The sequence below is a fragment of the Sphingobacterium sp. 2149 genome (assembly GCF_031455655.1).
In the GTDB taxonomy this organism is placed as follows: Bacteria; Bacteroidota; Bacteroidia; order Sphingobacteriales; family Sphingobacteriaceae; genus Sphingobacterium.
The window spans coordinates 35,775-58,789 of sequence record NZ_JAVDTD010000003.1; the positions used below are offsets into that span (position 1 = coordinate 35,775).

General features: G+C 39.8%; 33 protein-coding genes and 3 tRNA genes. All 36 read right to left on the bottom strand.

Annotated elements, in window-relative coordinates; genetic code table 11:
• Positions 1 to 14: 14 nt before the first annotated feature.
• A complete protein-coding gene (locus J2X77_RS04860) occupies positions 15 to 4,304 on the bottom strand; it encodes a tape measure protein (protein ID WP_310079414.1) in 4,290 nt (1,429 codons plus the stop codon).
• Between the two features lie 220 nt (positions 4,305 to 4,524).
• Positions 4,525 to 5,013, bottom strand: a complete 489-nt coding sequence (locus J2X77_RS04865; RefSeq protein WP_310079416.1) for a hypothetical protein — start codon at positions 5,011 to 5,013, stop codon at positions 4,525 to 4,527.
• 43 nt (positions 5,014 to 5,056) lie between these two features.
• A complete protein-coding gene (locus tag J2X77_RS04870) occupies positions 5,057 to 5,578 on the bottom strand; it encodes a hypothetical protein (RefSeq protein WP_310079418.1) in 522 nt (173 codons plus the stop codon).
• Between the two features lie 8 nt (positions 5,579 to 5,586).
• Complete coding sequence (locus tag J2X77_RS04875; RefSeq protein ID WP_310079420.1) at positions 5,587 to 6,018, bottom strand: hypothetical protein; 432 nt, start codon at positions 6,016 to 6,018, stop codon at positions 5,587 to 5,589.
• A complete protein-coding gene (locus J2X77_RS04880) occupies positions 6,005 to 6,451 on the bottom strand; it encodes a hypothetical protein (RefSeq protein ID WP_310079422.1) in 447 nt (148 codons plus the stop codon). Before J2X77_RS04880 ends, J2X77_RS04875 begins: the two co-directional genes overlap by 14 nt.
• Position 6,452: 1 nt before the next feature.
• Positions 6,453 to 6,782, bottom strand: a complete 330-nt coding sequence (locus J2X77_RS04885) for a hypothetical protein (protein WP_310079424.1) — start codon at positions 6,780 to 6,782, stop codon at positions 6,453 to 6,455.
• Positions 6,776 to 7,060, bottom strand: a complete 285-nt coding sequence (locus J2X77_RS04890; RefSeq protein ID WP_310079779.1) for a DUF6706 family protein — start codon at positions 7,058 to 7,060, stop codon at positions 6,776 to 6,778. The genes J2X77_RS04885 and J2X77_RS04890 overlap by 7 nt, the downstream gene beginning before the upstream one ends.
• A gap of 32 nt (positions 7,061 to 7,092) precedes the next feature.
• Entirely contained in the window at positions 7,093 to 8,136 is a 1,044-nt protein-coding gene (locus J2X77_RS04895) for a major capsid protein (RefSeq protein WP_310079426.1), read from the bottom strand.
• A 63-nt stretch (positions 8,137 to 8,199) separates the two neighbouring features.
• Complete coding sequence (locus J2X77_RS04900) at positions 8,200 to 8,748, bottom strand: hypothetical protein (RefSeq protein WP_310079427.1); 549 nt, start codon at positions 8,746 to 8,748, stop codon at positions 8,200 to 8,202.
• A gap of 2 nt (positions 8,749 to 8,750) precedes the next feature.
• Positions 8,751 to 9,356, bottom strand: coding sequence for a hypothetical protein (locus J2X77_RS04905; protein WP_310079429.1), 606 nt, complete (start codon positions 9,354 to 9,356; stop codon positions 8,751 to 8,753).
• Positions 9,357 to 9,637: 281 nt separating this feature from the next.
• Entirely contained in the window at positions 9,638 to 9,970 is a 333-nt protein-coding gene (locus tag J2X77_RS04910; RefSeq protein ID WP_310079431.1) for a hypothetical protein, read from the bottom strand.
• 83 nt (positions 9,971 to 10,053) lie between these two features.
• Complete coding sequence (locus tag J2X77_RS04915; RefSeq protein WP_310079433.1) at positions 10,054 to 10,335, bottom strand: hypothetical protein; 282 nt, start codon at positions 10,333 to 10,335, stop codon at positions 10,054 to 10,056.
• A gap of 462 nt (positions 10,336 to 10,797) precedes the next feature.
• Positions 10,798 to 11,247 (bottom strand): hypothetical protein, encoded by a 450-nt coding sequence (locus J2X77_RS04920; protein ID WP_310079435.1) that lies wholly within the window; start codon positions 11,245 to 11,247, stop codon positions 10,798 to 10,800.
• A 225-nt stretch (positions 11,248 to 11,472) separates the two neighbouring features.
• Positions 11,473 to 11,703 carry a hypothetical protein gene (locus J2X77_RS04925; protein ID WP_310079437.1) on the bottom strand — a complete coding sequence of 77 codons (231 nt, stop codon included), beginning with the start codon at positions 11,701 to 11,703 and terminating at the stop codon, positions 11,473 to 11,475.
• A 14-nt stretch (positions 11,704 to 11,717) separates the two neighbouring features.
• Positions 11,718 to 11,939: a hypothetical protein gene (locus tag J2X77_RS04930; protein ID WP_310079439.1), complete on the bottom strand. Its 222-nt coding sequence runs from the start codon at positions 11,937 to 11,939 to the stop codon at positions 11,718 to 11,720.
• 9 nt (positions 11,940 to 11,948) lie between these two features.
• Positions 11,949 to 12,152 (bottom strand): hypothetical protein, encoded by a 204-nt coding sequence (locus J2X77_RS04935; protein ID WP_310079440.1) that lies wholly within the window; start codon positions 12,150 to 12,152, stop codon positions 11,949 to 11,951.
• Positions 12,143 to 12,283, bottom strand: coding sequence for a hypothetical protein (locus J2X77_RS04940; RefSeq protein ID WP_310079441.1), 141 nt, complete (start codon positions 12,281 to 12,283; stop codon positions 12,143 to 12,145). Before J2X77_RS04940 ends, J2X77_RS04935 begins: the two co-directional genes overlap by 10 nt.
• Before the next feature lie 206 nt (positions 12,284 to 12,489).
• Positions 12,490 to 13,002 carry a hypothetical protein gene (locus tag J2X77_RS04945; protein ID WP_310079443.1) on the bottom strand — a complete coding sequence of 171 codons (513 nt, stop codon included), beginning with the start codon at positions 13,000 to 13,002 and terminating at the stop codon, positions 12,490 to 12,492.
• A 158-nt stretch (positions 13,003 to 13,160) separates the two neighbouring features.
• Positions 13,161 to 14,027: a P63C domain-containing protein gene (locus J2X77_RS04950; RefSeq protein ID WP_310079446.1), complete on the bottom strand. Its 867-nt coding sequence runs from the start codon at positions 14,025 to 14,027 to the stop codon at positions 13,161 to 13,163.
• Between the two features lie 126 nt (positions 14,028 to 14,153).
• Positions 14,154 to 14,390, bottom strand: a complete 237-nt coding sequence (locus J2X77_RS04955; protein WP_310079447.1) for a hypothetical protein — start codon at positions 14,388 to 14,390, stop codon at positions 14,154 to 14,156.
• Positions 14,391 to 14,419: 29 nt separating this feature from the next.
• Positions 14,420 to 14,492, bottom strand: a tRNA-Met gene (locus tag J2X77_RS04960).
• Between the two features lie 122 nt (positions 14,493 to 14,614).
• Positions 14,615 to 15,022, bottom strand: a complete 408-nt coding sequence (locus tag J2X77_RS04965; protein WP_310079449.1) for a hypothetical protein — start codon at positions 15,020 to 15,022, stop codon at positions 14,615 to 14,617.
• A 25-nt stretch (positions 15,023 to 15,047) separates the two neighbouring features.
• Positions 15,048 to 15,168: transfer RNA gene (locus J2X77_RS04970), tRNA-OTHER, on the bottom strand.
• A 429-nt stretch (positions 15,169 to 15,597) separates the two neighbouring features.
• Positions 15,598 to 15,671 (bottom strand) — tRNA-Asp (locus J2X77_RS04975).
• A 158-nt stretch (positions 15,672 to 15,829) separates the two neighbouring features.
• Positions 15,830 to 16,471: a DUF3560 domain-containing protein gene (locus J2X77_RS04980; protein ID WP_310079451.1), complete on the bottom strand. Its 642-nt coding sequence runs from the start codon at positions 16,469 to 16,471 to the stop codon at positions 15,830 to 15,832.
• Positions 16,472 to 16,666: 195 nt separating this feature from the next.
• Positions 16,667 to 18,247 carry a phage portal protein gene (locus tag J2X77_RS04985; RefSeq protein ID WP_310079453.1) on the bottom strand — a complete coding sequence of 527 codons (1,581 nt, stop codon included), beginning with the start codon at positions 18,245 to 18,247 and terminating at the stop codon, positions 16,667 to 16,669.
• A complete protein-coding gene (locus J2X77_RS04990; protein ID WP_310079455.1) occupies positions 18,148 to 19,431 on the bottom strand; it encodes a PBSX family phage terminase large subunit in 1,284 nt (427 codons plus the stop codon). The genes J2X77_RS04985 and J2X77_RS04990 overlap by 100 nt, the downstream gene beginning before the upstream one ends.
• Entirely contained in the window at positions 19,400 to 19,966 is a 567-nt protein-coding gene (locus J2X77_RS04995; RefSeq protein WP_310079457.1) for a hypothetical protein, read from the bottom strand. Before J2X77_RS04995 ends, J2X77_RS04990 begins: the two co-directional genes overlap by 32 nt.
• Positions 19,967 to 19,968: 2 nt before the next feature.
• A complete protein-coding gene (locus tag J2X77_RS05000; RefSeq protein WP_310079459.1) occupies positions 19,969 to 20,301 on the bottom strand; it encodes a hypothetical protein in 333 nt (110 codons plus the stop codon).
• Positions 20,302 to 20,316: 15 nt separating this feature from the next.
• Entirely contained in the window at positions 20,317 to 20,541 is a 225-nt protein-coding gene (locus J2X77_RS05005; RefSeq protein ID WP_310079461.1) for a hypothetical protein, read from the bottom strand.
• 37 nt (positions 20,542 to 20,578) lie between these two features.
• Complete coding sequence (locus J2X77_RS23680) at positions 20,579 to 20,776, bottom strand: crAss001_48 related protein (protein WP_409050299.1); 198 nt, start codon at positions 20,774 to 20,776, stop codon at positions 20,579 to 20,581.
• Between the two features lie 8 nt (positions 20,777 to 20,784).
• Complete coding sequence (locus tag J2X77_RS05010; RefSeq protein ID WP_310079463.1) at positions 20,785 to 21,039, bottom strand: hypothetical protein; 255 nt, start codon at positions 21,037 to 21,039, stop codon at positions 20,785 to 20,787.
• Position 21,040: 1 nt separating this feature from the next.
• A complete protein-coding gene (locus J2X77_RS05015) occupies positions 21,041 to 21,745 on the bottom strand; it encodes a ParB N-terminal domain-containing protein (protein WP_409050300.1) in 705 nt (234 codons plus the stop codon).
• A gap of 53 nt (positions 21,746 to 21,798) precedes the next feature.
• Positions 21,799 to 22,167, bottom strand: coding sequence for a DUF2513 domain-containing protein (locus tag J2X77_RS05020; protein ID WP_310079467.1), 369 nt, complete (start codon positions 22,165 to 22,167; stop codon positions 21,799 to 21,801).
• Positions 22,168 to 22,186: 19 nt separating this feature from the next.
• Positions 22,187 to 22,879 (bottom strand): phosphoadenosine phosphosulfate reductase family protein, encoded by a 693-nt coding sequence (locus J2X77_RS05025; protein ID WP_310079469.1) that lies wholly within the window; start codon positions 22,877 to 22,879, stop codon positions 22,187 to 22,189.
• Positions 22,839 to 23,012 carry a hypothetical protein gene (locus J2X77_RS05030; RefSeq protein WP_310079472.1) on the bottom strand — a complete coding sequence of 58 codons (174 nt, stop codon included), beginning with the start codon at positions 23,010 to 23,012 and terminating at the stop codon, positions 22,839 to 22,841. Before J2X77_RS05030 ends, J2X77_RS05025 begins: the two co-directional genes overlap by 41 nt.
• Positions 23,013 to 23,015 lie beyond the last annotated feature (3 nt).

Below are 23,015 nucleotides of genomic sequence, written 5' to 3' on the forward strand. Positions count from 1 at the left end.
GGATTTTTTATTTATTAATACCTACCCCCTATATTCTTATTCATTGTTTGCAATTCACTGACCGCGCTGTCTAATCTTTTAACTGTCTCAGCTGTATTGAACTGGATCGCGTTAAGAGCAGCCATTTTATTTCTTGAGATCTCAAGTCCCTGAATTAGTAAATTTGTACGCTTAGCTCCATCCTCAAACATTTTTTTCGTAAGTTCAAAACTTGATCGGTTGAGGCCTGTTAGCTCGCTGGCTGTAGCTTCTGTAAGATCACGCTGAATAGAACTTTTTAAGCCGGAAGATTTAGTATCCCCTTCATATCCTATAAGGTCCATTATTGCCTGGTAGCGTTTGTTACCCGCTTCCGCTATGGCCTTGTATTCTGCTTTAAGTGCGTCAGATTCGATTTTAGTTAAATCTCCATCTTCCATGGACTTCATGACATTATCATACCAACTCTGAATATTTTGAGTCATTTTACCATCCTGTACAAGACGAATTACAGCTTTCTGCATATGCTTGTAAAAGGAATCTGATATATCCCCAAATGTAAGGTCCGCCTGGGAAAACAAGTTTTCAAACTCTCCCTTGATATCATCCATGGAGATTCCGGACAAAGCCTCTTGCAACGCATCTTTCAAGTCTTTCGCCTGCTCCTTTGCATCAATCATACTTTGCCCATACTTACGGACTTCCTCGGGTAATCGAGCCCAAATTTCAGGTTGCTTCAAAAGGAGATTTTCCCACTCTTGACTTGTCATATTCAGGAGCTGTTGCCTGCTAATAACATCTCCAAGTTCTTTGTCGTAATTATACCAATTTGAGTGTTTGAATAAACTGGCACCTTGGGAAAACCAAGCTTCTAGGCTTTTGCGATTCGCAATCAATTTTGAGTTAACAAGATCAAGGGCTTCCTTATAAGCGTCCATTGACTCTTTGTTGGACTTTACGGCAAAAAGTTCCTTCTGCTTTTCAATAAGTATGTCAAAGGTTTCGGATAGGGTATTGTAATACTCTTGTTCCTTTTTAAGCTCCTCATTTCGCTTCTTTGAACCTCGATCCAAGATTGATGTAACAGCTTGCATTACGACCAATGCAGCTTTTATAATTGCCAATATAACAGAGGCTGCCTCGGCCTTTTGCATTGCAAGGGAAACAGCGTCTGCTGTAGCCGCAATAGCACTTAAACTACCCATAGCAACTTCGCCAATGTCCCCCAAAGCCTCGCGGAGAAATTCTGCTGAGTTCACAGCATCCGCAATGAAGTCAAAGCTTTTTGCTGTTGCTTTTGACAATGTTTTCCAATGATTTCGAATGTCTTCGGCAGTCTGGCCACTCTCTTCCGATGCTCCTTTGAATATACCACTTAATGCCCGGCCTAATTCCGCGAATGGATTTTTACCTATCAAGGTATCTTGTGCCTCTCTTAATTGCCTTTTTAAATTTTCGAGATCGATAGGATCGAACTTACCTTTGAGCTTTTCGAAGTTCTTTTGAATAATAGATATAAGTTTTTCGATCTGCTTCGCTCCCATCTCATCCATGCCTGAAAATAATTTTTCCCATTCAATTGAGCTGGTTAGTTCGTCTGTCGCGAGTTTGGAAACTTTGAGATCTTTATCTTTATTCAGAACTTTTTCACGTTCAGGCGTTAATTCTCCCTTATTTCGAAGTTCGTTCATCTTTTTTTGATGATCCTTTTCAATTTCGAGAATCTTGTCATTTAGAGTTTGAGCTGCTTTTAATGATTCAGTGTACTGCGTTGTGTCGTACTCCTTCAATCGCTTACCGTTGTCTTTAATGATCTCAAAAAGCCTATCGAGACGATCTTTTTCGAATACATTAAGACCAACAGTCTTTTGCTTGGTCAATAGACCGCCATATTCTCCCGCAATCTTCTCAAAAGTGCCTCTGTATTGACCTAATTGAGCGTCGGCAACCTTATCTCCATATTCTCTCTTCAGATCCTCATACTTTACATAATTGTCGTAATCGTTTTGATAAGCATTCAGCCTTTTTTCGGTTTGCTGCTTGTATATGGTATCCTGAATTTCCCTATCACGTAAGTCGTTGACCTCCTGGATTTGTCCTGCAGTTATTTTCTTTTTATTTTTCGGATTGCGATTGAATTTTGCTATTTCATCTTGCAACACCTTGTATCTCGCCTTTATGCCTGCGATCTCTTGTTGATCACGAGAAAGTTGGGAAGTGCTGTATTCCGCTTTAGTTTTTTCAATATCCTTTAAAATAGCCAAATAACGCTCTTGCGCATTATAGACTTGCGTAGCTTGACGAGCGCTAGTATTCTTTTCTTTACCTTGAGCTTTGGCCAATTCATCTTCAAGCTTTTTTATTTGCGCCAAATTAGCCTTGTATTCCGGGCTGTACACACTTAATGGAGCGTTAGCTTCTTTTAGCTTTTTGATTTCCTCATTAAACCAGTTTTCGGACCTTACACCTGCATTTGGGTCTCTTTTATTAGCATCTTCAATCCCTTTAATTTTTCCTAAAATATCTGTTAGCTCATTGTTGAAACGAACTAGATTCCAACTATTTAGATTTGACGCTATTGTAAGAGTTTTATCCTGGATGATGCCGAATATTGCGTTTTGATCATTGATCTGAGGATTGACTTTAAGTATTGCATCCCTTTGCTTTTCTATCTCCGATTTCTGAGCTTGAAGAAATTGCAACTTCTGATCGTCGTTCATTAACGAATAAGCGTATTCCTGTTGTTGCTTACGAAGTTCTTCACCTAACAATCCAGCCTCAATTTTTGCAGCTTCAAGCTCTTTGTACAGTTTCGAATATGCCGCGCCGGAACCTCCGCTACTATCGTTACGCATTGCAACTTTAAGGCCTACTAACTCTTTAGTCATGGCAGCTACTTTGTTCTTCGCTTCATCGTAACGATTTGAAAGAACAGAAAGGCTGGACTTATCATTTTCGTTGTTAAGCTCCTTTTGGAGCTTGGTCGATTCCTCTTTCAAAAAAGCTTCTTTGGACATATTAGCCAGCAAATTTGGATACAGTCGCTGCAGCTCCTCGTAAGCTTTATTCGTTTGAAATTCAGTGGCAGTTTTGTCTCGCACAATATTGGTTAATTCCGTCGCTTTTGTCTTCATAGCCTCCATTGACTCAATAGCCTTACGATTTCCTTCTGTGAAGTTTTGCTGTGCTTGTTGGGAAGCTGTCAAACTCTTTTCGAGCGAATACATTGTCACAATGAGACCTGCAACTACAGCCCCGACGGCAATATAAGGATTGGCCAACATCGTAGCGTTAAGAAGACGTTGAGCTTTCTCCGCAATGATTAGGGCGGTATAGTGTAATACCTCTACAGCGGTTAAGCTAGCAACACTGGTACCAAGTGCAAGGGCGGCAACACGTCTGGCAGTGGTTATGAGGGTCAAAGAGCTTTCCCACGCTGCAGTGGCAATAAGAGCCGCTTTGTAAACGCCGTAAGTTGTGACAAGGCCAAGCATGATGGAAAGTACCTTATCGTAGTTTTCAACTAGTGTGGATAGTCCCGAGATTGCCAAACCAATAACTCCCTCAGAATCCTTACCCATAGAGTTCAACATTTGATCGAACGCATCGCCAAGTCGTTCAAGGTTCCCTTGAATTGTATGCGATTGCGCCTCCATCAATCCGCCGAACATAGAGCCTTGAGACGTCATATTCTTAAAGGCTAATTCAACCTCTTTAAATCCAACTTTACCAGCAGTAACAAGGGCATTCACTTGATCTTTACTAACACCAAGGACTTTGGCAAGCTCCTGGTAAATTGGAATACCACGACCGGCAAATTGGCGGATATCCATCATATAGGCCCTGCCCTGCGTTCGCAAAGTTCCATAGAGATAGACAAGCTCCCCGATAGGTTGAGATACACCGGAAGCAACGTCTCCAAGCATCCGCAATTCATTCTTTACATTTCCAGCCTCAGAACCATAAGCAAGTAGTTGCTTTGTGGCGTCCGCGGTCTCCTTCATACCGAAAGGTGTTGTGCCTGCAAATTGAATTAGGTCTTGTGTCAGCTTGTCAGCCTTCTCCTTGCTACCAAGCATAGTAGTGAAGGCGATTTCGAGTTGTTGAAACTCAGAGCGAACGGAAATCATCTTCGAGATGAAGTTTTCCATCATATTTACAGAGAGAAATGCCGTTGCTGTTCTCGCTAAACGATCAAATACAGCCTCCATATCCCTCCCCCGATTATTTACATTACGAGAAAGGTCATTTACTCTTTGTTCGATACGGCGAATCGTCGCCATGAACTCCGTATCTCTTATGTATGCGTCCCAATCTAATCTCATTCGCTATAATGTAAAAAATGTGAAAATCACATTATCTGTTTCAAAAATTCGTCTTCTTCCTCTTGTGATTCCACCTCATTATTTTCTTCCGTAGATGGAATAGCAAGTAATTCCATTATCATATTATCCCAGCTAAGTTGCCATAGGACGTAATCTCTTTTCTCGCGGTAATATTTTCGATAATCGTGTATTCGGTACCATGGGCTATTATCCCCCAGGTTTACAGGCTCGTCAATTGGTTCTCCGTTTTCATCAACTTTGCCGTTCCGGAGATTACGACGATAGAGCTCAAAAAATTTTCTACATCAACAGAACTTACTGCCTGTTCAAGTATGTATGTAAATAACTTGTCATCAATCCATTTTACAGCGTCCAATAGCTGTTTTGACGGCTCATTCCTATCATTTTGCAAAGCCACAGCAACTACGTAATTCATTGTCTCTTGATGTTCGACAGTGAGTTGGAAAACACGCTTGTAAATGTATGTTTGGTCCCGCTCGAACTCAGGAAAATCAAATAGTTTCGCTGCAATACGTTCACGGTTACCAACACGGATCTTTCGAAGATTGAATTTTAGCTCCTTTTTCTTTAAACCTACTTTTTGAAGGAGCTTATCAAACCAATTTTTGGGCAAAAGAGGAATGATTATTTCCTCGCTCGCATCAATAAGTGTTTTGATTGCCTTTTTTTTGATGTCTTTTTCTTCCATTTAAAAGAGAAAATAAAACGGCTAGACATGCTAGCCGTTATTATTATGCTGCAGCATCGATCTTCGTGATTGTTGCTACTCCTGCCTTTGCTGGCTTCAATGGCGTCCCGGTAATGATTACTTTACCGAATTGCGCCTTCATAAAATCAAACTGTGGTTTAATACGAACTTTCATGCGAGGGATTTCAAATTTAGCTCCATTACGGGTTTCAATTTGAACGGATAATTCCACAGCCTCTGGGACATCCATTTCGATACTGTCCCCTGCGCCGGAAGCACCAGCGGTAAATTCACCACCACCTAACTCACTGAGCGCTTTTGCAGATACATTATACGATTCCAATTGAAAAACCCATTTTGCAGGGGCTGTGTCAACCTCATCAAACGCCTCATCATATTCTTCCACCTCCAAGGTTTCAGTCGTTCCTTCGTTAAGAATGAGGGATGCTGATCCCTTCACAGTATCGCCAAGGATTTCAGTGAGGGCAGTGCCCATACCTCCATCAGCGGCTATTGCGCCCATCAAAACGATTTTAAGGCCCAAAATATTCTTTTTTCTAGCCATCTTATTTCTTATTTAATTGTTGTAAACTCAATTTTAAAACTCGCATAGTGCATATCCCCGTCCTCTTCTATAGTATCAGACTCGATCTCGAAGCAGACATCTTGGTTGATCCACAATTCCCCATTATCACCCTCGAGGACTTTCTGTGCGAGTTTTGAAAGATATTTCAGCCTAGCAGTGTCTCTCATATTCTTGCCGGAGCCAATGTCAGGAACTCTTAAAGGATCAAGGTTTTTAACGTATAGGTTCAAATAGATAAATCCGCTTTGAACTGGACTACGATTTAGTCCCAATGTATTGATAACGACATCTTCAAGTTTTGAATTTTCTTTTCGGTCGCCTTTACATAGTTCTCCTGTAGGTTTCTTAGGATCAGAGAATAACTCCGAACCTTTTAAGTACAGATAGAGAATATCAACAGCTTCGCTACTTGTAATCATTTTTCAATCTATCTATTGCTGTTCTCAGCATTTCTTCCACTATGAGAGATGACCCGGAGATCACATCTTTCCCCTTGCTTTCGACCTTAGTCGCATAATCCATACCTGCCACCGCTAACAAAGCATACCCTTCGGAGAACTGTGATTTCATTTCGCTTATCAGTCTTTTGGCTTGGTTCTTCCCTTCGGCGGTTCCATTACTAGCATAATCGCTTGCCATGATTTTACCGCGATAGATGACCGCGAAAGCAATTGAACTTCTTAGATTGCCAGTAACATCATTGAACCCACCTTCGCTGGCGCGCTTTCCCCTTGCCAACCTAACAAACTTTTTGCCCGCCTTACTAAGCACCTTCACCACCGCACGATGAAACTTCATTTTCTCAATTTCGAGGTATTCTCGGACTTGCTTAGGTGTAAATCTTGCTCTCACGTTAAATCCAGACTCTACAATGTGTTTGATATTCGAAAGGCATAATCACTGATCCCGTTAAGATAACCTTGTCACCTTTCAAAATCTCAACCTCCACTCCCTTTCTCAAACTGTCAGGCATCTTATCAAGGAAGATCTCATAACTATAGACGAAATCCTGACCTTCATTATTCGGAACCGTTCGACCAGCTGTGTTGACATCGGCCCTGCAGCTTATTGTGATGGGCGTCTCCGTTACCTCTCCTTCAATCCAATCTCCATTTTCATCACGACCACCACCGACAACTGTTACTTCTTTGTACCGAATGAAATGAGCCCTTTTCCTTACCATTTTCTGATTCGCTTAATAGTTGGAGTCAATTCGGCCAAAGCTGCCTTATCCGAATACTTACGCGCTAAAAAAAGAAGCCTTTGTTTTATCCCCTCTACGTTTCGACCCTCAGACCATGCACCTTCGCTTTGCGAGGAGACAGGCAAAAGGGATTGAAGACACGGGATTGCACACTTTTCAAGCTCAGCAAGATCGCCCGTATATTCGTCGTCACCGTTTATCTTAGAGGCCAATAAGTACAGCTGGGCGGTGCTTTCATCTACCGACCCAACTTGCACTACATTCAAAAAGGCTTCTTTTTTTGTCATTGTTATACCGTTTCAGTTTGGAGAATCACCACGTTTTTAACTTGCGAGTGCCCAGGAATACCGATAAACTCAGCAGCTGTGTACTCTGTCATCGGACGACGTTGGAACCATTGCATAATCTGAACTCCCATGATACTGCCGTATTGGTAAACTGAAGGCTGTCCCATCAGAACTTCGTTATTGAAAGCACTATGAACCAAACCAAGATTACCAGCAGGAATAAATACCGCGTTGTCCACCGCCCAAGAGTTGACCAATGATTTAACGCCGTCTTTAGCGACCGGAGTAACTGCCTCCACAATCTCGAAGTATGGCAAACGCAATTGGCGCATCATTTTATTTACTGATTCCTCGGTAGTCAAAAAGTCCACGCTTACATCGTTTGCAAGCTTCATGATCTGCTTCAAACCGGCTTTGATCTCGTCGTTATCGAGAATGCGATCAAACAAAGTGTCGTGTACCAAGATCTTTTCGAGGAACTTACCTTTATCCCGGAACTCCTTGTTAGTTTTTTTGATTTCGGTCAAAATCTTTGATGTTGGATCACTCCATTTCTTAGCAACCTTGCGGATATTTGCCGCCGGAATACCAAGGTTCAAAGTCCACTTTACACCATTTGGGTTGTTGTTGGTATCAAGGATGATCGTACCCGTGGACACCGCCTGCAATGCCATTCCGTTGATACGACGTAAAACCGAGCTCGCAACCTTCTCCGCTTTCTCGTAGATCTTATCTAGGATAGCATTGAAAGTGGTTTGATCATTGACGTTTACCAACGCTTGCAACTGGATCAAATCACGATACTCTTTTGCCGTCATATCGATAGCAATAGCGATCGTAGGCATTTCCCCCTGTAGTTTACCAAGGGCATCTTTCCCCATCAAAGGGATTTCGGAGCCATCATGGATTACTGCAGCCATTTCCTCGATTGTTTCGTCACTGAAAATAGTGGCGAAGTCCAATGATACTTGCTTTGGCGCAAAAGCAAAGTATTTAGTAAACCATAATGGCGTTTTCAACTCCGCTTTCACTCGCTCGAGGATCACATCTAAGGGCACTTGCAATTGTGCCAGGAACCCATCTAATTTTTCTTGTTCTGCCATTTTCTATTAATAAGATTGTGAGCGGATAACACGAGGCATTTTAGCTCCTAGGACAGGGCCAATACCGGTGGTACGGCGTTCGTAAACTGTGCCCGACTGTACTAGAGTTACTTCGTTATCTCCGTCGTGTACTTTGAATTCTAAGTAGTTTAATGCAACAAATTCGTTGGTTGCATCTTCCACGATCACATCGCCCACCTTTTGAGCGGTACCGATAGAAGCATCAACATTAACCAAATCGAAATTGGCATCCGTCTTATCGACAGAGGCAATTGTTTTACCTCCGAACTTTCCGCCGACCGCGAATAAACTACCTTTAGCAACTTTATAAGCCGTTGCCGAGGCTGTGGCATTCTCAACCACTCGAGCCGTTTTAACGACTTTAGCTGATCGATTAGCCTCATCAAATTGGATGACTGTAGCACGCCCGATAATGTCTCCAACGGAAACATTTGATTTGTCCAAGGTAAAACCACCTTGTACGGAGCGAGTAGCGTCATCAATTTGGAAAACAGGGATGCTTCCCCCGTAAACAGTTGACGTAATTGATTTCATTTCTAACTTTCTTTTGCGGTTTCTTTCGTCCCCTTCCAACCATCAATTTTCGATTGAACTTCTTTGGAAACTTTATCAGATGAAGCGGAACCAGCAGGTCTACCAGTAGAATTGTTATTAGCCTCCTGAACTGAAATAGTCTTGTTGAACTCGACTAAATCATTCAAGCTGTCTTCAAACTCATCTTCTGATTTTGGGAGCCATTTATCACGAAGTTTATCATTTTTGATACCCTTGTCGGATACGGCTTTAGCCCATTTTTGAGCTAATGTTTCTTCATTCTTTTGGGTTTCAAGATTAGTCACTTTGGTGATTAATGCTTGTGCCCACGAAGGAACTTTCTCTTCATCGGTTTTTTCCGTTTTATCTGGTTGCGTTGAGTCGCCCCCTTTTTCTGCTTTGGCTTTTGCTACGGCCGTATTAACTCGATTGTCAATATCTCCCTGAAAAGCTTTCAGCAAATTTTCGACCCCACCAATGGCGGTTTCAATTTGATCTTCCTCCGTTACAGTTGCAGCCAAATAATCAGCCACCCCCGAAAAGGCTTTTTCCCCAAACCCTAGGTTTTTATACTTAGTTTTTAAGGCTGACAATATCTTTTCTTTCATATGAAAATTATGTGATTATAACATATTTACATACAAAAGAATGGTTTATAGGAGTGTATTATAAGTGATTTTAAGTTTTATTCATTGATAAATGGGAGTTATCAAATAGATGTGCAAATCGACATATTCTTTATACCATCGTAATACTTTATGACGCCATCGTTAAGAGATTTAAAACCAAACTCCATCAATTCAATTTTATTATGAAAACTGATTGCGCTTTCATTATTAATAGCTCCGATTGTTATATGCGGCAAATATTTAGGATATTCAACAACACATTAAAACTCATTTCTGATGATTTCATTAAGCTTAAATAGATTACCATTCAAATCAATAATGTCTATCTTTAATACCTGGGGGGTGTTGTGAAAGGTAGTGATTTGTTTTGCATTCAAGTTAAGAGGATTTTTTTCCAAGAATTTATTAGTATTATTATGGAGCTTTTCAATGTTTAATTTTGAATTATCAAATCCATATAGGATAGTAATGTGCGGTCTGAAATTAAAATCTATTTCGAGGGAGGGATCAAATAGTTGGGATATAGCTTTTCTCCATTTGATTTTATCTAAAAATGGAAAGTACATTAAGCTGCCGTATTTAATATTTGCCATAGGTCAAACTTAATAAAAAGTGATCACAATAAAAAAATCCCGTTATTGCGACGGGACTAATAGATTTTTTTGCAAAGTAAAAATTAACTTTCTATGAACTCGACTAGTTCCTCATTTTCAATCCCCCAGGCTTCTTTTAAAATCTTTAATAGATAATCTTTATATGCACTTCCAGCAAAGTTTACCGCCCTATCAAATTCTTCTTTATTTACTGTTACCTCCAATGTACCTTTGTGATCATTCATGCTTTCTATAAGCTTCAAGTCATAAGGTGATAACCTTGCAGCTAAAAATGCTCGTACAGGGATAAGACGATCACTGTTGCCCCTGCTTGAATTTAATTCAATGTGTTCAAATCTTTCCATAAAATATTTGTTTACCAACAAACTTAAGGAAAAAGTTTGGTGAAACAAAAATTCTTAAATTATCCTATTTAGTATTAATAAACTCATTTTACTTACACAAAATAATATCATAATATATGAAATGATAAAAATTCATAATAAGCACACTAATAAAATTATAAAATAATTTTCATTATATTTGTATTATATAAATATTTTTTGTATGCAATTTCTTAAATTCAAAACAGTAGGAAACTCATTGCCTACGAAAGTGTACAATACACAATCTGTAAAGTCACTTGAGCAACTAAAAAACTATTCAATCATCAGAATCGATGATGACCAGTATTTCAAAGTCAATGAATCTGTTGAAGAATTAATAGAGTTATTTAATAGCGAATCTTTAGTTCTAGAATTATCACAATACATTGAAAAAACTGAAATTGATTTGGAATTTATATAGGCAAAAAAATCCCCCAAACATCACACGATGCTGGGGGATTTCCTAAACGACCGCCTAAGAGCCGAATACATTATCCTATTTTCTAATGTAATATCACTTTCAAATCCATTGCGCCAAATATTGCCACCATTGGGGTTATATGGGTTGTGCACAACTGTACATTTACCTTTTGGACAAACTTCGATAAGGCCCCAATTTTCGGGCATCTCCTCTGCTTTCACCAATTCCTCAGGACAACAGTAAAAACGGTACTTACCCAATGCTTTACCTGTCCGGTGTGGCTTCTTGAAATCTCGGAGGAAATCACCCCTGGAGATCTTCACTTCAATAACAATACTTTCACCTGATCGGAATCCAATAACATCCGGAATCTCACTTGTAATGGATTTCATTTCCTTGTATGCCACAGGGAAACGTTTCAACGCCCATTTGTAGGCTATTTCTGTGAGCATGGTGTGGGTTAGTTGCATGGGGTTAAGCAGTTTCAACAACCAAATCGTGACCACTATCAAATCGTGCTTTCAATTTAACGTTACACTTTTCGCATTCAAATGTATGATTACCCTGCCTAACCTCGGAAAAATCAAACGAATAATCGGCACCTACATTGCCACAACTTGGACAGGTGTACTCCATATACTCTAATGAGCAGTTAGGATCGCCGCAATGTTCGATAATATGTGCAATATTCTTAATCATGGCTTAATTTCTGATTTACCATATTTCCAAACCTCAAAATCCTTGATGAAATTCATCGGCATTTCTGTCACTGTGAATACTGGCATTCCCCAACTACCTTCCTTCTTCATTTTCTTTTTCAGCTTTCTTGGTACTTTTATCAAATTTCCCCTTGTCTGCTCTGGTGGATCTAGGCATATCATTTTGCCTGGTGTACCTAAATCAACTGATGTCATCATATTTCCCATAATTTGAATACAATTTACTCCCCAATATAAAACTCAGGATAATCCCCGAGATCAATCCTTTCGTTATCAATATATGTGAACCACTTTAAGTTGTCGAAAGTGAATATCTCCTGAATGTGATGATCTAATACCAACCCATTTTCGTAAGGAACCAAAACTTTGTAGATACTATGCCGAGCCTTTTCCTTAATTAAAGCCACTTGGCATGCAGAGATTATTTCCCGTGTTGTTATCATATCATAGAATTAAACCTCCCAAACCTTCTCCTGGACCACACTTGCCCCATACTTCAAAAGCATTTCTTCCATCTTATCCAAGGAGATTGAACGCCCCTCTTTAAGATAGGTTTTCCAGTTTGCTACCGTAGATCGATCCACGCCCAGCTTCTTGTAAACGCCTCGCTCCGATAACATCTGGACAAATGCCTCTTTAGTTCCTTTTACTTCCATAAAATAAAACTAGCAATTCCTCCCAAGACAACAAAGGAAATCGCTAACAAATCATACCACTCCAAGGTGAGCTCGAATTCAAACTCCTCCCCAGCTTTCAATCGTCTAAACATCTCAAACAATTTTTTCATATCTTTGTAATAACGTTATCAAACCAAGGTTGGGGAAACCTAGTTCCCCCAAGGCTTTTTTAGAAGATTATCCACTTAAGGACTCTCTTCACCGCTCTGCTTGAAATCGTCACTTTCAAGCTAAAGCCCTTGATTTTGATTAACAATTTAACCATACACAAAGATACAAAATGTTTTGATATTTCAAAGCTTTTTGTATCTTTATTTTAATCTTTATTGTTCTTTAGAATGGGCTTTTGAATCGAGTCTAATCTTGACTTCAAATCTCTTATTTCCAATTCAGTTTTATCCTTTTCCATTTCAAATGTTCGCCATTGGATGAATAGACTCCCAATCGTCCCTACAGCGAGAATTGCGGTGATAATAAATTGTATCGTGTTTAATTTAAAACTCTGGTTTGTCTGTTGGAGTATTTTGAGTTCCAGTTGTTCCTTCGCTTCTATATCTTTAAAAAAATTTTCTATACCATCAAACAAAACCACTTGCCGGCCTTTTGCAGTAAGGAAAAATTGCCTTTCTGTTAAAACTACGTGCGAATCACTTTCAAGTAACCCATAATTCTTCATGTCCAACAAAATGCTTGAAATAGGTATTCCCTGGCTTTTTCCAGCGATCCTCCTGGAAAGTGAAATGGGTGTTTGGTAAATTCCTAAATCATTTGTTTTGTCAATAAAAGAATCTAAGACTATTTTAATCTTTTCAATATATGATCTTTCCATAAATGAATATCTGATCTCCCAATATACAGATATCCCCCAAGCATCACACGATGATGGAGGATTACAAAGGCGATGAGCAGCCTATTTCCCTAAAAACCTAAGCATCTTACCAAGAAACTAGCCAGTCAAATAAGCCTGCGTTCCATCACGACTATTAATTAATCTTCTAAATCTAAAGACGTCTGGCCGAAAATATCATTAAACTTTTTGTCAAAATCTTTCCAATTTTTTGACAACTTCATAATTGTTATGACAGAAACAATTTGGTTGTTTAAATTAGGGTGACCAACGTCAGGGGTTAATCTTCTGTGAAGATGTTCTGATAATCTACCTTTATCATCTTTTGGTGTTTGCTTCTTAAGTTCTTCCAACACGCCATTAGGAAGCTGTTTATAAATATACTTGTTAGTCCAAGTTCCAACCACCCCAGGCCTACTTTTTAAATTATCAACAGTATACTCCCATCCATTCAATCTAAATATTTGCCTATAGAACTCGTGCGGGAACCTTTGTTGCCACGGAAGAAGCTCTTCAGAGATATACTGTTTGAGTATTACCTGTAGTGCATCTCTTTCTCGCTCATACTGATATCCGGTAGCCTCATCAACTAAAGCAGCTATACCCACTTTAGCTAATGAACGCACAAGGATTTCAGCCTTATTTGCAGTATCGAATTGCGCCTTAGTTAGAGCTCCTGCTGATCTAGCTTGAAGATATAAATCAGCCACTAAAGGTAAAATGCTAGCATCATACCCTTCATTTACTTTCCCATCCTTACCTATAAACTCAACTTTATTGATCACAGATATTAAATCTTCATTTACAAAGGGTTGCAGACCTTTTGCGTCCATAAAAGTTGGTATTTGATCAATACGTGTTGTTCCCCTAACTGGCCTATCTAATGCCTTAAAGACACCTGTTTGAGTTATTATTCTTTTTCCATCTTCCAGCACTGCAACATCTACTACTACATTTCCAATCGTTAGTTGTCCTTCGTGCGTGGATTTAAGTTTATTCTTTGCCATAAATATTGGTTTTAGCAAATATACGAAAAAGCCCGATCACTTGGGAGGTGTCGGGCTTAGTAACCAATTATAAACCTAAATTATGAAAAGTGCTAAACAAGGCCGGAACTTCCCCGGCTGTCAATGTTAGTTTCCAGCTTCACTAAAGTCAACATAGTAAGATTTACCCGGTTGCAGGAATTCCAACGCATCAGGATTTGTAACCATCATTTCAATTGATCCGCTTGGTGTCGCTTGACTGAACTGGTTGTCCTCACTATTTCTGTCATGAGAATAAACCGCTGATAGTTTTACCCTTTTTGCTCCGTAACCATAATCAGTTACTTCATCGACTTTAAATTTTGCCCTTACTGTTTTAGACATAACATTTTTATTATTTGACTTCACCGTCGTGCGCCACGGCTGGACTCGAACCAACGACCCGAACATTATGAGTGTCCTGCTCCACCACTGAGCTACGGGCGCTTTTTAGATGGTCTTTCCGACCACCTATTTGTTTTTGAGGTATCGCCACAGTTCTCTATAGACAACAATACCAACTGGAACCACAACAACCAATGCCATTATCAAAAGAATTGTAGCTTTCATTATTTCCTCGCTTCTATGATGGGCAAACCTGCCTCCGTCGGTATGTAAATCTTTTCACCTTTGGAACCCCGTATCGCATCAATTTGCAAGTATCGGAGATATTCATTATTTCCTCGAAGCGATTCCCCAATGATCTTGTTTGCTTCAGCTACTCCTTTTGCTCGCTCAATCTCTGCCTGAGCTTCTGCCTTTGCAATTTTCACTTTAGCTTCCGCCTGAAGTGTTGCGCTTTCATTTTCAGCTTTTGCCTGTTCGATTAAAGCTTTCTTGGAGTTTTCAGATTCGACCAATGTGGCCTTTCCTTTGTTTTCCGCGTCTTTTAAAGCCTGTTCACGACTGAAATCATAGCAAGAAGTGAACGATAGCATAAGCGCGCATAGCGCGAATAGATAACCTAATTTTCTCATTTTAAAGAACAAATTTAATTGTGAGTGGAGGCGACAGGATTCGAACCTGTAATGGTTGTAATTTTATTACTGAGGTCGCTTGTCTATATTACACGCCACAACCTAGGTGCATGCCTGCACTGCGTCTACCCTTCCGCCACACCTCCAATTTTAAAGCAAGGGCAGGATTGGTTGCCTGCAAAGATGTTGTGCTTCTCATTTTTTACTTTTATCTTCGGAATTACACCGATCGCTGTTGCTAGTTTTTTTACATTCAGATCTCTTTTTCGCCTGACTACCCCAACTGGCATTTCCTACAGTCCTCAGCTTAGAGAATCATCCTACTGCTTAATAGCGTCTAATTCCGCCACACTGCTTTATGTTTTTAACATGCTCGAAGGTGTTTCAACCATAACCAATATTTTGGGACGAATCCCTCTAAAGGATTACTATTTTGCAGCATGTATATTTTCAAAGAACTAAAAAGGCGGGAGTTTCACCCAAACAGCATATCGCTAACCGGCACGCTTATACTGCCCACTTATTTGCCTTAATAACCTTGCCTCTAGGCTTACGGCACAACCGACGGGTTTCTGCGGTCTATACGGGATTCGAACCCGTGATCTCTCGGCTGACAACCGAGCACTTTAACCAACTGAGCCAATAGACCGTTTGCTCGTCTTTCCGAGCCGTCATTTTAAGACCTTTGTTTCATGTGGTATCCCGACCCGTTGCAAAATCTCTTTACACACCATACGGCCTATATTTTAGCCTTTCGGCTTCCCAACCGACTACGTGTCGTTTGCTTCTCGCTATTGGGGTTTTATATTACAACCAAAGCCTTTTTGCTAACTCAACTTTTTTAGTGAGTTCATTTACATCCTTTTTGGCATATGTTAAACTAAATGAATGTGAACGTTCGATAGTTCCATTTTTCAGCCCTTCATGACGATCTTTAGCTTCTTCAAGCTTGTATTCATAATACTCTAAGCTTTCAGGCATTGACAAATTAATATCGTTTGCTCTATTAGCCCAGTATTCCGATCTTGATTGATGGTCGCCTGCTTTTTCTTGCTGAGCAATACAATTCCTCATTCTACTATGATTACGCTCAATTAATGCCCTGTGTCTTTTTTCACTGTGGTGACCTATTTTAATTGGCTCGGCTAAAACAAGAAAGTCTTTCCCCTCTTGAGAAGCTTCATAATATGCATCGCTTTTTTTACTAGCAGAAGATGACCAGCTTGCATACTTTTCAGATTTTGCCTTAGCCCTCTCTTGCATATTGAAACCATCGGCGCGAATAACTGAATAATAGTAAAAACCTTCTTTAACATAAATCAGATTAAATACTATACTTTCATTTTCTTTTCCATACTTGGTTGCAACATTTATTACATCGCCTTTTTTGTGCTGCTCTGCACATTTGGCTAGAAATACATTCGGTATGTACTTACTGTATGTGTTCATAACTTCTAATTGTGTTTATTATTTTCCTCTTATTTGTTACACAAAGTTAAACACTGTTAACCTTATTTCAAAATATAAATCAAACTTTTTTTAAACTTTTTATTTTGATGATATAAAAAAGACCGCCCAAATAATTTCAGACGGCCTAAACACAAAAAATAACACATATCGTATTGGAACTCTAAAATATGTAAATTATGTTATATTCACATTATTTTGTTTAATATTTTTCTCTTTTGTTTCCAGATCACTTAAAACCTCCTTTAATTCTTCCTCAGCATTCCTTACTAATGTTGACATTTCGATCATGGTCTTCCTGGAGATCATCCCAGCATTAAAAGCATTTATCAACATAGTGTTATACTCAACTTCATTAACAGGCATGAAGCTTTTGAAAATCGGCTTAAGTTCAAGAACTACGTTCACAAACTCCATCGGTGATAGAGACATTACGATCTTCTTGATCAGATTTAAACGTCTCTGAATACACTTGCCAAAATACTCCTGCTTTTTGCTTGCTTTGATCTGAGCATCCATGAAAAGGAGCTTAAGCGCTATGCCGGATAGATTACCAAGTAAAGTTTTCATTGTACCAAAGGAGATGTCAGGCGTGTGCGTGTTCGCGAAGATCTCTTGATCCAACATTTCAAATTCCATCTTGGTAGACTCCGGAGCACTATCCCAAGTAAGATAGTTGATCTTACCACCATTCCTCACCTGGAACTGTTTGCCCACCTCACCTTTTGAAGGAAGGTTTTCGACTTCTCCCTCAGCGACAAGGGCAGGGTCAGCAAAATAATCGTTGGTATCAGCAAAGTCCGAGAATCGTGTCTCCTTTCTTTCGATCAATGGTTGGACATTGGCCCACTCTGGTCGATCTTGGGAATAGTAGACGACAGGAATAGCACCGTATGGGTTCTTTTGCTGTGTCGTTTTCCATTCGTTGCCCTCCATCACGCCTTTGATAATGACATCTTTAGTGTAGTAGTCGAAATGCTCAACCTCTTTGTGATCGACCTTAACCTTATATCCGCGACCAAACGCGACCAAATCTTGATATTCGTCGAATATGGGATAGAGTTTGTCTCCCTTGCTTTCAGCAAGTATCATCACACCGATTTTCTTTGTTGAAGCTTCCAGTATTGTACCTTTCCAATATTCGGTATCGATGTAATCGTACCAAAGCTCAGCGCAATGCGTCTCAGACATCATTAGCTCGGCTATGTTCTTCGATTCATAGTCAAGCTTATTGTCGTCCCATACTTTGCGGCAAGAGCGCTCTAAATCCTTTCCTTTCCCCTCTGCATTGGATTCAATATTGATTCTTTCGCCGACGAGAAAAGTAGCAGCAACGAGAACGATCCTTTGTTGGACCGGAAGAGGGAGACGGTTGACTAATGCGAGCGAATAATCTGTTGAGGTTTGTACACCATTGCGTGCAGCCATTTCAGCTTCCTCGTAATTTATAGCATTGACAAACTGTTCGCCATCTTCTGAGAGGATCTTATCGGGCCTAAAGCGCCTGTCTGTTACTTTATGTTGAAGAGGATCATATTCTTTTAGAATCTCCTCAATTTTATACTTCTTCTTATTGTATTCGACGATGCGCTCGTTCTTTTCAAAGTACTGCTTTGCCTCTTTGAAGTTGTCCTTTTTATTTAGCTCTTCTATTGTCATTATGCCGATCTCCTTATATTTCTTCGTCCGCCACGCCGTAAACTTGACATTGCTTTTGCTGTTTTTTCTCGTACTTCTGGTGTCATTTCTTGGCCCCATTCTGCCAAACCTATGTATCTGATCTCATCAATATGGTGGTCATTACCGGCGACAGGCTGATTAAGCCAAACACCGTTTTTATCCTGTGCCCAGGTGTACATTTTGAGTTCTTTGATAGTGTTTATGCTCCTTTCGGTGACATATAGCTTTTGTCGTTTCAGAATGTCTATACCGACAACGATACTACCCTGGAACTTCTGTGTTGGATGGAGATTCACCCCCATCAAATTAATTTCATCGATACTCTTTGGCTCCGCACTGTCCGCATAGCCTTTTACACGGCCGAGACCATTCAATTTGATTATTGTCGCGATCTCGGGATTGATCGTATTTGTTTGGTGACAGATTTCATTGATGAATCGAATATTACCATTACCCTCTCCCCAGTATGCTTCATCAATTGCCGTCGGGTCGTTGGTATATCCGAAATCCAAACCGAAGCGGTGATTCTTTTTGGCCCAATCTGGAATTTCTTTGATCATCTCCCAGTGTTTGCCTTGCTCAAATACAATTCCTTCTAAGCTTGCACGCTGGCCAAGTCCATAAATCTTCCACTTTCTTTCGTCCGCGGTACCGGCTATGAAATTTTCCTCGGTCGGTTCATACGACAAGATCTGTGCTTTGGCATTCGGAGAGATAAACTGATTCTTACGGAAAGTACTATGGCTGTACCATGTAGTCGGCCGTTTCAAAATACGGTCATAGATCCAGTGCTCAGTCTCCGATGGGTTATAATCAATAATTGCGAAGCCTTTACAGCGCTGCATCAATTGGGCGTAGTCGTCATATCCTGCTTCGATCCCCTCATTAATCCAAAATATGTCCGATTCAAAACCGTGCACCTTTTGCGGATCATCTAGGCCCATAAACCAAAATTCTGTATCAAAGAGCGTATAAATCTTACTGGTCTTATTGTGATCCCTTTTGTTATAAAGACCGTAAGCTGATAAGACATTTATAAAGTCATGGAGCACAGTTGCCGTTAACCATGTACCTTTCAAACGACAGATAGCAACACGTCTTCGGGTTCCCCTGTTAAGTGTTGCGTATTTGATAAGAAATTGGATAATGCTGTACGTTTTGGAGCTCCGGGAACTTCCCTCCATAACGAAGACATTATATTTTCTTTGGTTGTACGCTGCTACCAGTTCATCATGAACCTGTGTCGTTACTGCTATCGGCATTTATATCCTCTCCAATCTGCGCCTTTATCAATCCTTGTAACTGATCTTCCGACAATTCACTTGCGGACACAAACACTAAAGGGTTAGCATTGATCTCTTTTCCATCGGATGTAATATCCAGGCGCTTGCTGTCATTAATTGTTTTTCTCCAATCCTCATCATGGTTGTAAAGCCATCTTTCAAGCCCAGCTCTATCCGGAGGTAATTCTTCAATCGTTTCGTACACGACAAGACCATCAGGATCTATGTAAGAATCTTCTTCAAATTTGGAAGGGAGCTTACGGGTAACCGTTTTTTTCTTTAGAAGTCCCATGGAGAGAGCAAGGTATTTTTGACGGGCCGTCGCATTGACTTTTGCCCTCGCGCGCTTGAGTGGTTCAGATATACAGTCATTGTTATTCTTCAACTCACTAAAGTAATTCGGATTCAATTCAAGCTCGAGCGCTATCTCTTTATCGGTATACCCCCTCCGCGCAAGTTCCTCTATACGTTCTTTGAACTGATCGCTTTCGTAATCATACTTTGGCTTTGCCATACTTATTTCCTTCCTTTTAACGCCTTTGAAAACCTATTGATGCTTTCGACCATTTCGGGTACCGATTTCAATGACGCTTCCCTTGCCTCTGCGATTATCTTACTTACCCTATCAGACTTTTCCTTCGGTACTTTTAGAACAGTATCATAGTAATACCTACAACATTCTTTTGAACAGAAAGCCAATGGTGTGTTCTCCCCTGTGTATAGAAAAGCGTTCTTGTAAAGCCATCCTATTCCGTTAAGATGAGCACCAGTAGCGCCGGAACTTCCTTTCCATTCTAGCCCTGATTCTTTCTTACAGTAATCACAGATTGGCGATTTATCATTTTCCATAGTACTTCCTAAACATTAAATCCAAATGCTAGTAACAGGCAACTCAAAACCATTTTCTTTTAAGTAATCTAAAACAGCTTCTTTATAGCCTTCCTTTGGTCTTTCTAAAAACCAGTAATCTTGATCTGTTAGCATAGTTTTAACCTCAGCGGTTTTAAATCCTGGCGAATGGTTTGAGCTGAATGTAATTGCAAACAAATCAAACATTTGAATTTCTGTTAATTCTGATAGTTTTTTCATTAGTAAACCTCCTTCAATCTTTTCTTAACTACTCTCATTACTTTGAATTTAACTCAAGCCTGACAATAAGTATTTCTCTATAGTTTACCATATGATTAAGTTGCTGACTTAACAAGATCTTATTCGCTTTACTTAACTTATAGTAATCGTCAGTAGATATAAACGCACTAAGATCTTTAATCTTCTTATGTAGTTCGTCATGTTCAATTTTCAACCTGTCTAAAAATGTTTCCATGTCTTTTATTATTTTGTGTTTAAAACTTCGTATACCAGCCTCTTCACATCTGCGTACCGCATTGTAGTCAGAAAAGTATCACTGTTGGCGTGTATCATTGTCAAGTCGTGTCCGTTCTCATGGTGAGGGCTAACTGCGTTGATGTTGAAGAACGCCATCATACGAGTGTTATTGTAATCCGTTTTAACCTCAATGCCTAAATCTTGAAGCTGACATTCGTTATCATGTGTCCAAATAATTGGTAGTTCCAATATCCCGATCATATTAATAAATTCTTTCTATTTGTTCAGCGAACTCATCGCCAGATATTACATTTGCGTTTGGATCTAAATCAAACCGTTTCATGAACTCCTCTTTCCCCTGGTAATCATTGAATGAAAGCATAACATAGGTATTGCCTTCCCGGGCAGTGTTTACCGCCTTTTCTGTTGATGCCTCTTTCTTGGCCTTGATGTCTTCCTTCTTCTCCTCTTTGGATTTAGGTTTGATTTCCTCTAATGGTTCCGGCTCTACCTCATCAATCTCGAAGCTTGGCAGCTCAAAGCCTAGTAGGTTTAAATCGAAGTCATCTAACCCGGTATTCTTTACCTCAATATCGTTCAATAGAGTTGAAAGAATATCATTGTCGAACTCTCCTTGGGCATTCTTGTTGTTAAGGAAAATGTTTTGTTCGATCTCCTCCTGGTCCGATAGATCAACAGCTTCTACACGTATGGTGTAATCGTTCTCGTTAGTTTCTCGGTTATACTTCTGCAGCTCATCGAGAATCATTAGCTTTTGATGACCTCCAACAAGACGGCCAGACCGCTTATTCCAAACAATACCCCCCATCACTCCCATGCGCTTGATATTAGCCTTTAGCTTCTTCTTTGCCTCCTCTGATATCTTACGGGGATTATACTTCGCTGGCTCTATCTGAGAACGATTTATCTCTATAGATTCTGATGTTATAAATTTGCTTTTATTCATTATGTAAATAATGTTAAAATCACATATTATTTGCCAAATAAAAGGCACACCTATTATGGTGCACCAAAAATTGCTTTTATCGCCAGAGGTATTGCAAGCTTAACCGTGTCAAATGTTAAGTCAATTCCCTTTTTCTTAATTATCTCCTTGGTTTTCGACCAAATAGTGTTATCCATCATCTGCCGAAGAAACTCATGCCCGTAAAATGTGGCATCTACTTTAAAGTATTCGAATTGGTCATGAAGTCCTTTTCCATAAACTTTGTACGATACATATCCTGCTTCTTGCATTTTCTTGATCTGATAGAAAACTAAATTATCTTCTACATTTTCGATTCTAGGAAATTTCTGAAGTCCATTTTCACCACCTTCCTCCTCAATCTTTTTAAGAATTTGTCTGCATAAATCAATTTCTAATTTCATATAGCCTTTTCTTTTAAAGTTACTGAAATAAAATGACTCTGCTCATGGGAAAGGCCTCATAGATCTTCTCCAAATCATCCGGGTAATTCTTTTGCAGATATTGGAAGCAATCCTTTTCAAGCATCACGCCTGAACTTGCTTTTTTGTTGTAGGATATCGGCATCGGGAGTTTATTATCGCGGATAAACCGTAATACCTCTTTGTTTGTCCAAAGTGATAATGGGTATACTCGATTTGTCTTTTCGTTGATAGCTTCCATTTCATAACCTTGGAGCATTAGCCGGCGGTTGAGGCTATCGGCCTTTTTCATACCGAAGATTGAATACTCTATGCCCGTTTCAGCTCTTACTTCATCGTCAATGTCTTTTAACTTCTTAAGCTTCACTTTTGGATCGGCTATACAGTAATTACCTGACTTGCGGATATATGTCAATATCCAGTGAGGCTTTTGGATTAGCTTTACGTTAGGGTATCGGTTCAAGGCATCTTTTAAGTAAATATCGACGTGTCTAAGGTTCGGCACCAAATACATGAAAACAATCACTACCTCTTTGAATTTCGGCGCCACCTGGTTAAGCAGCATGATAGAGTCCTTACCCCCACTATAAAAAAGTATAACCCTATCAGTTTTTTGACTAATAAGGTTAATTACTTCTCTTGTATGGTTTAGCTTATCCACCTGCCATTCCAAATGCTCTGCGCATGTCACCATAACGCTGCCTACGATTACCGTACTGCTGTGCAGTACTACCTGCATTTCGACCCCGACGGGCTACCGTGTAGATATTACGGGCACCGTTGACGTTACTTGAAATACCGGTATTTCTGTTGATCCGATTTCTCATAAT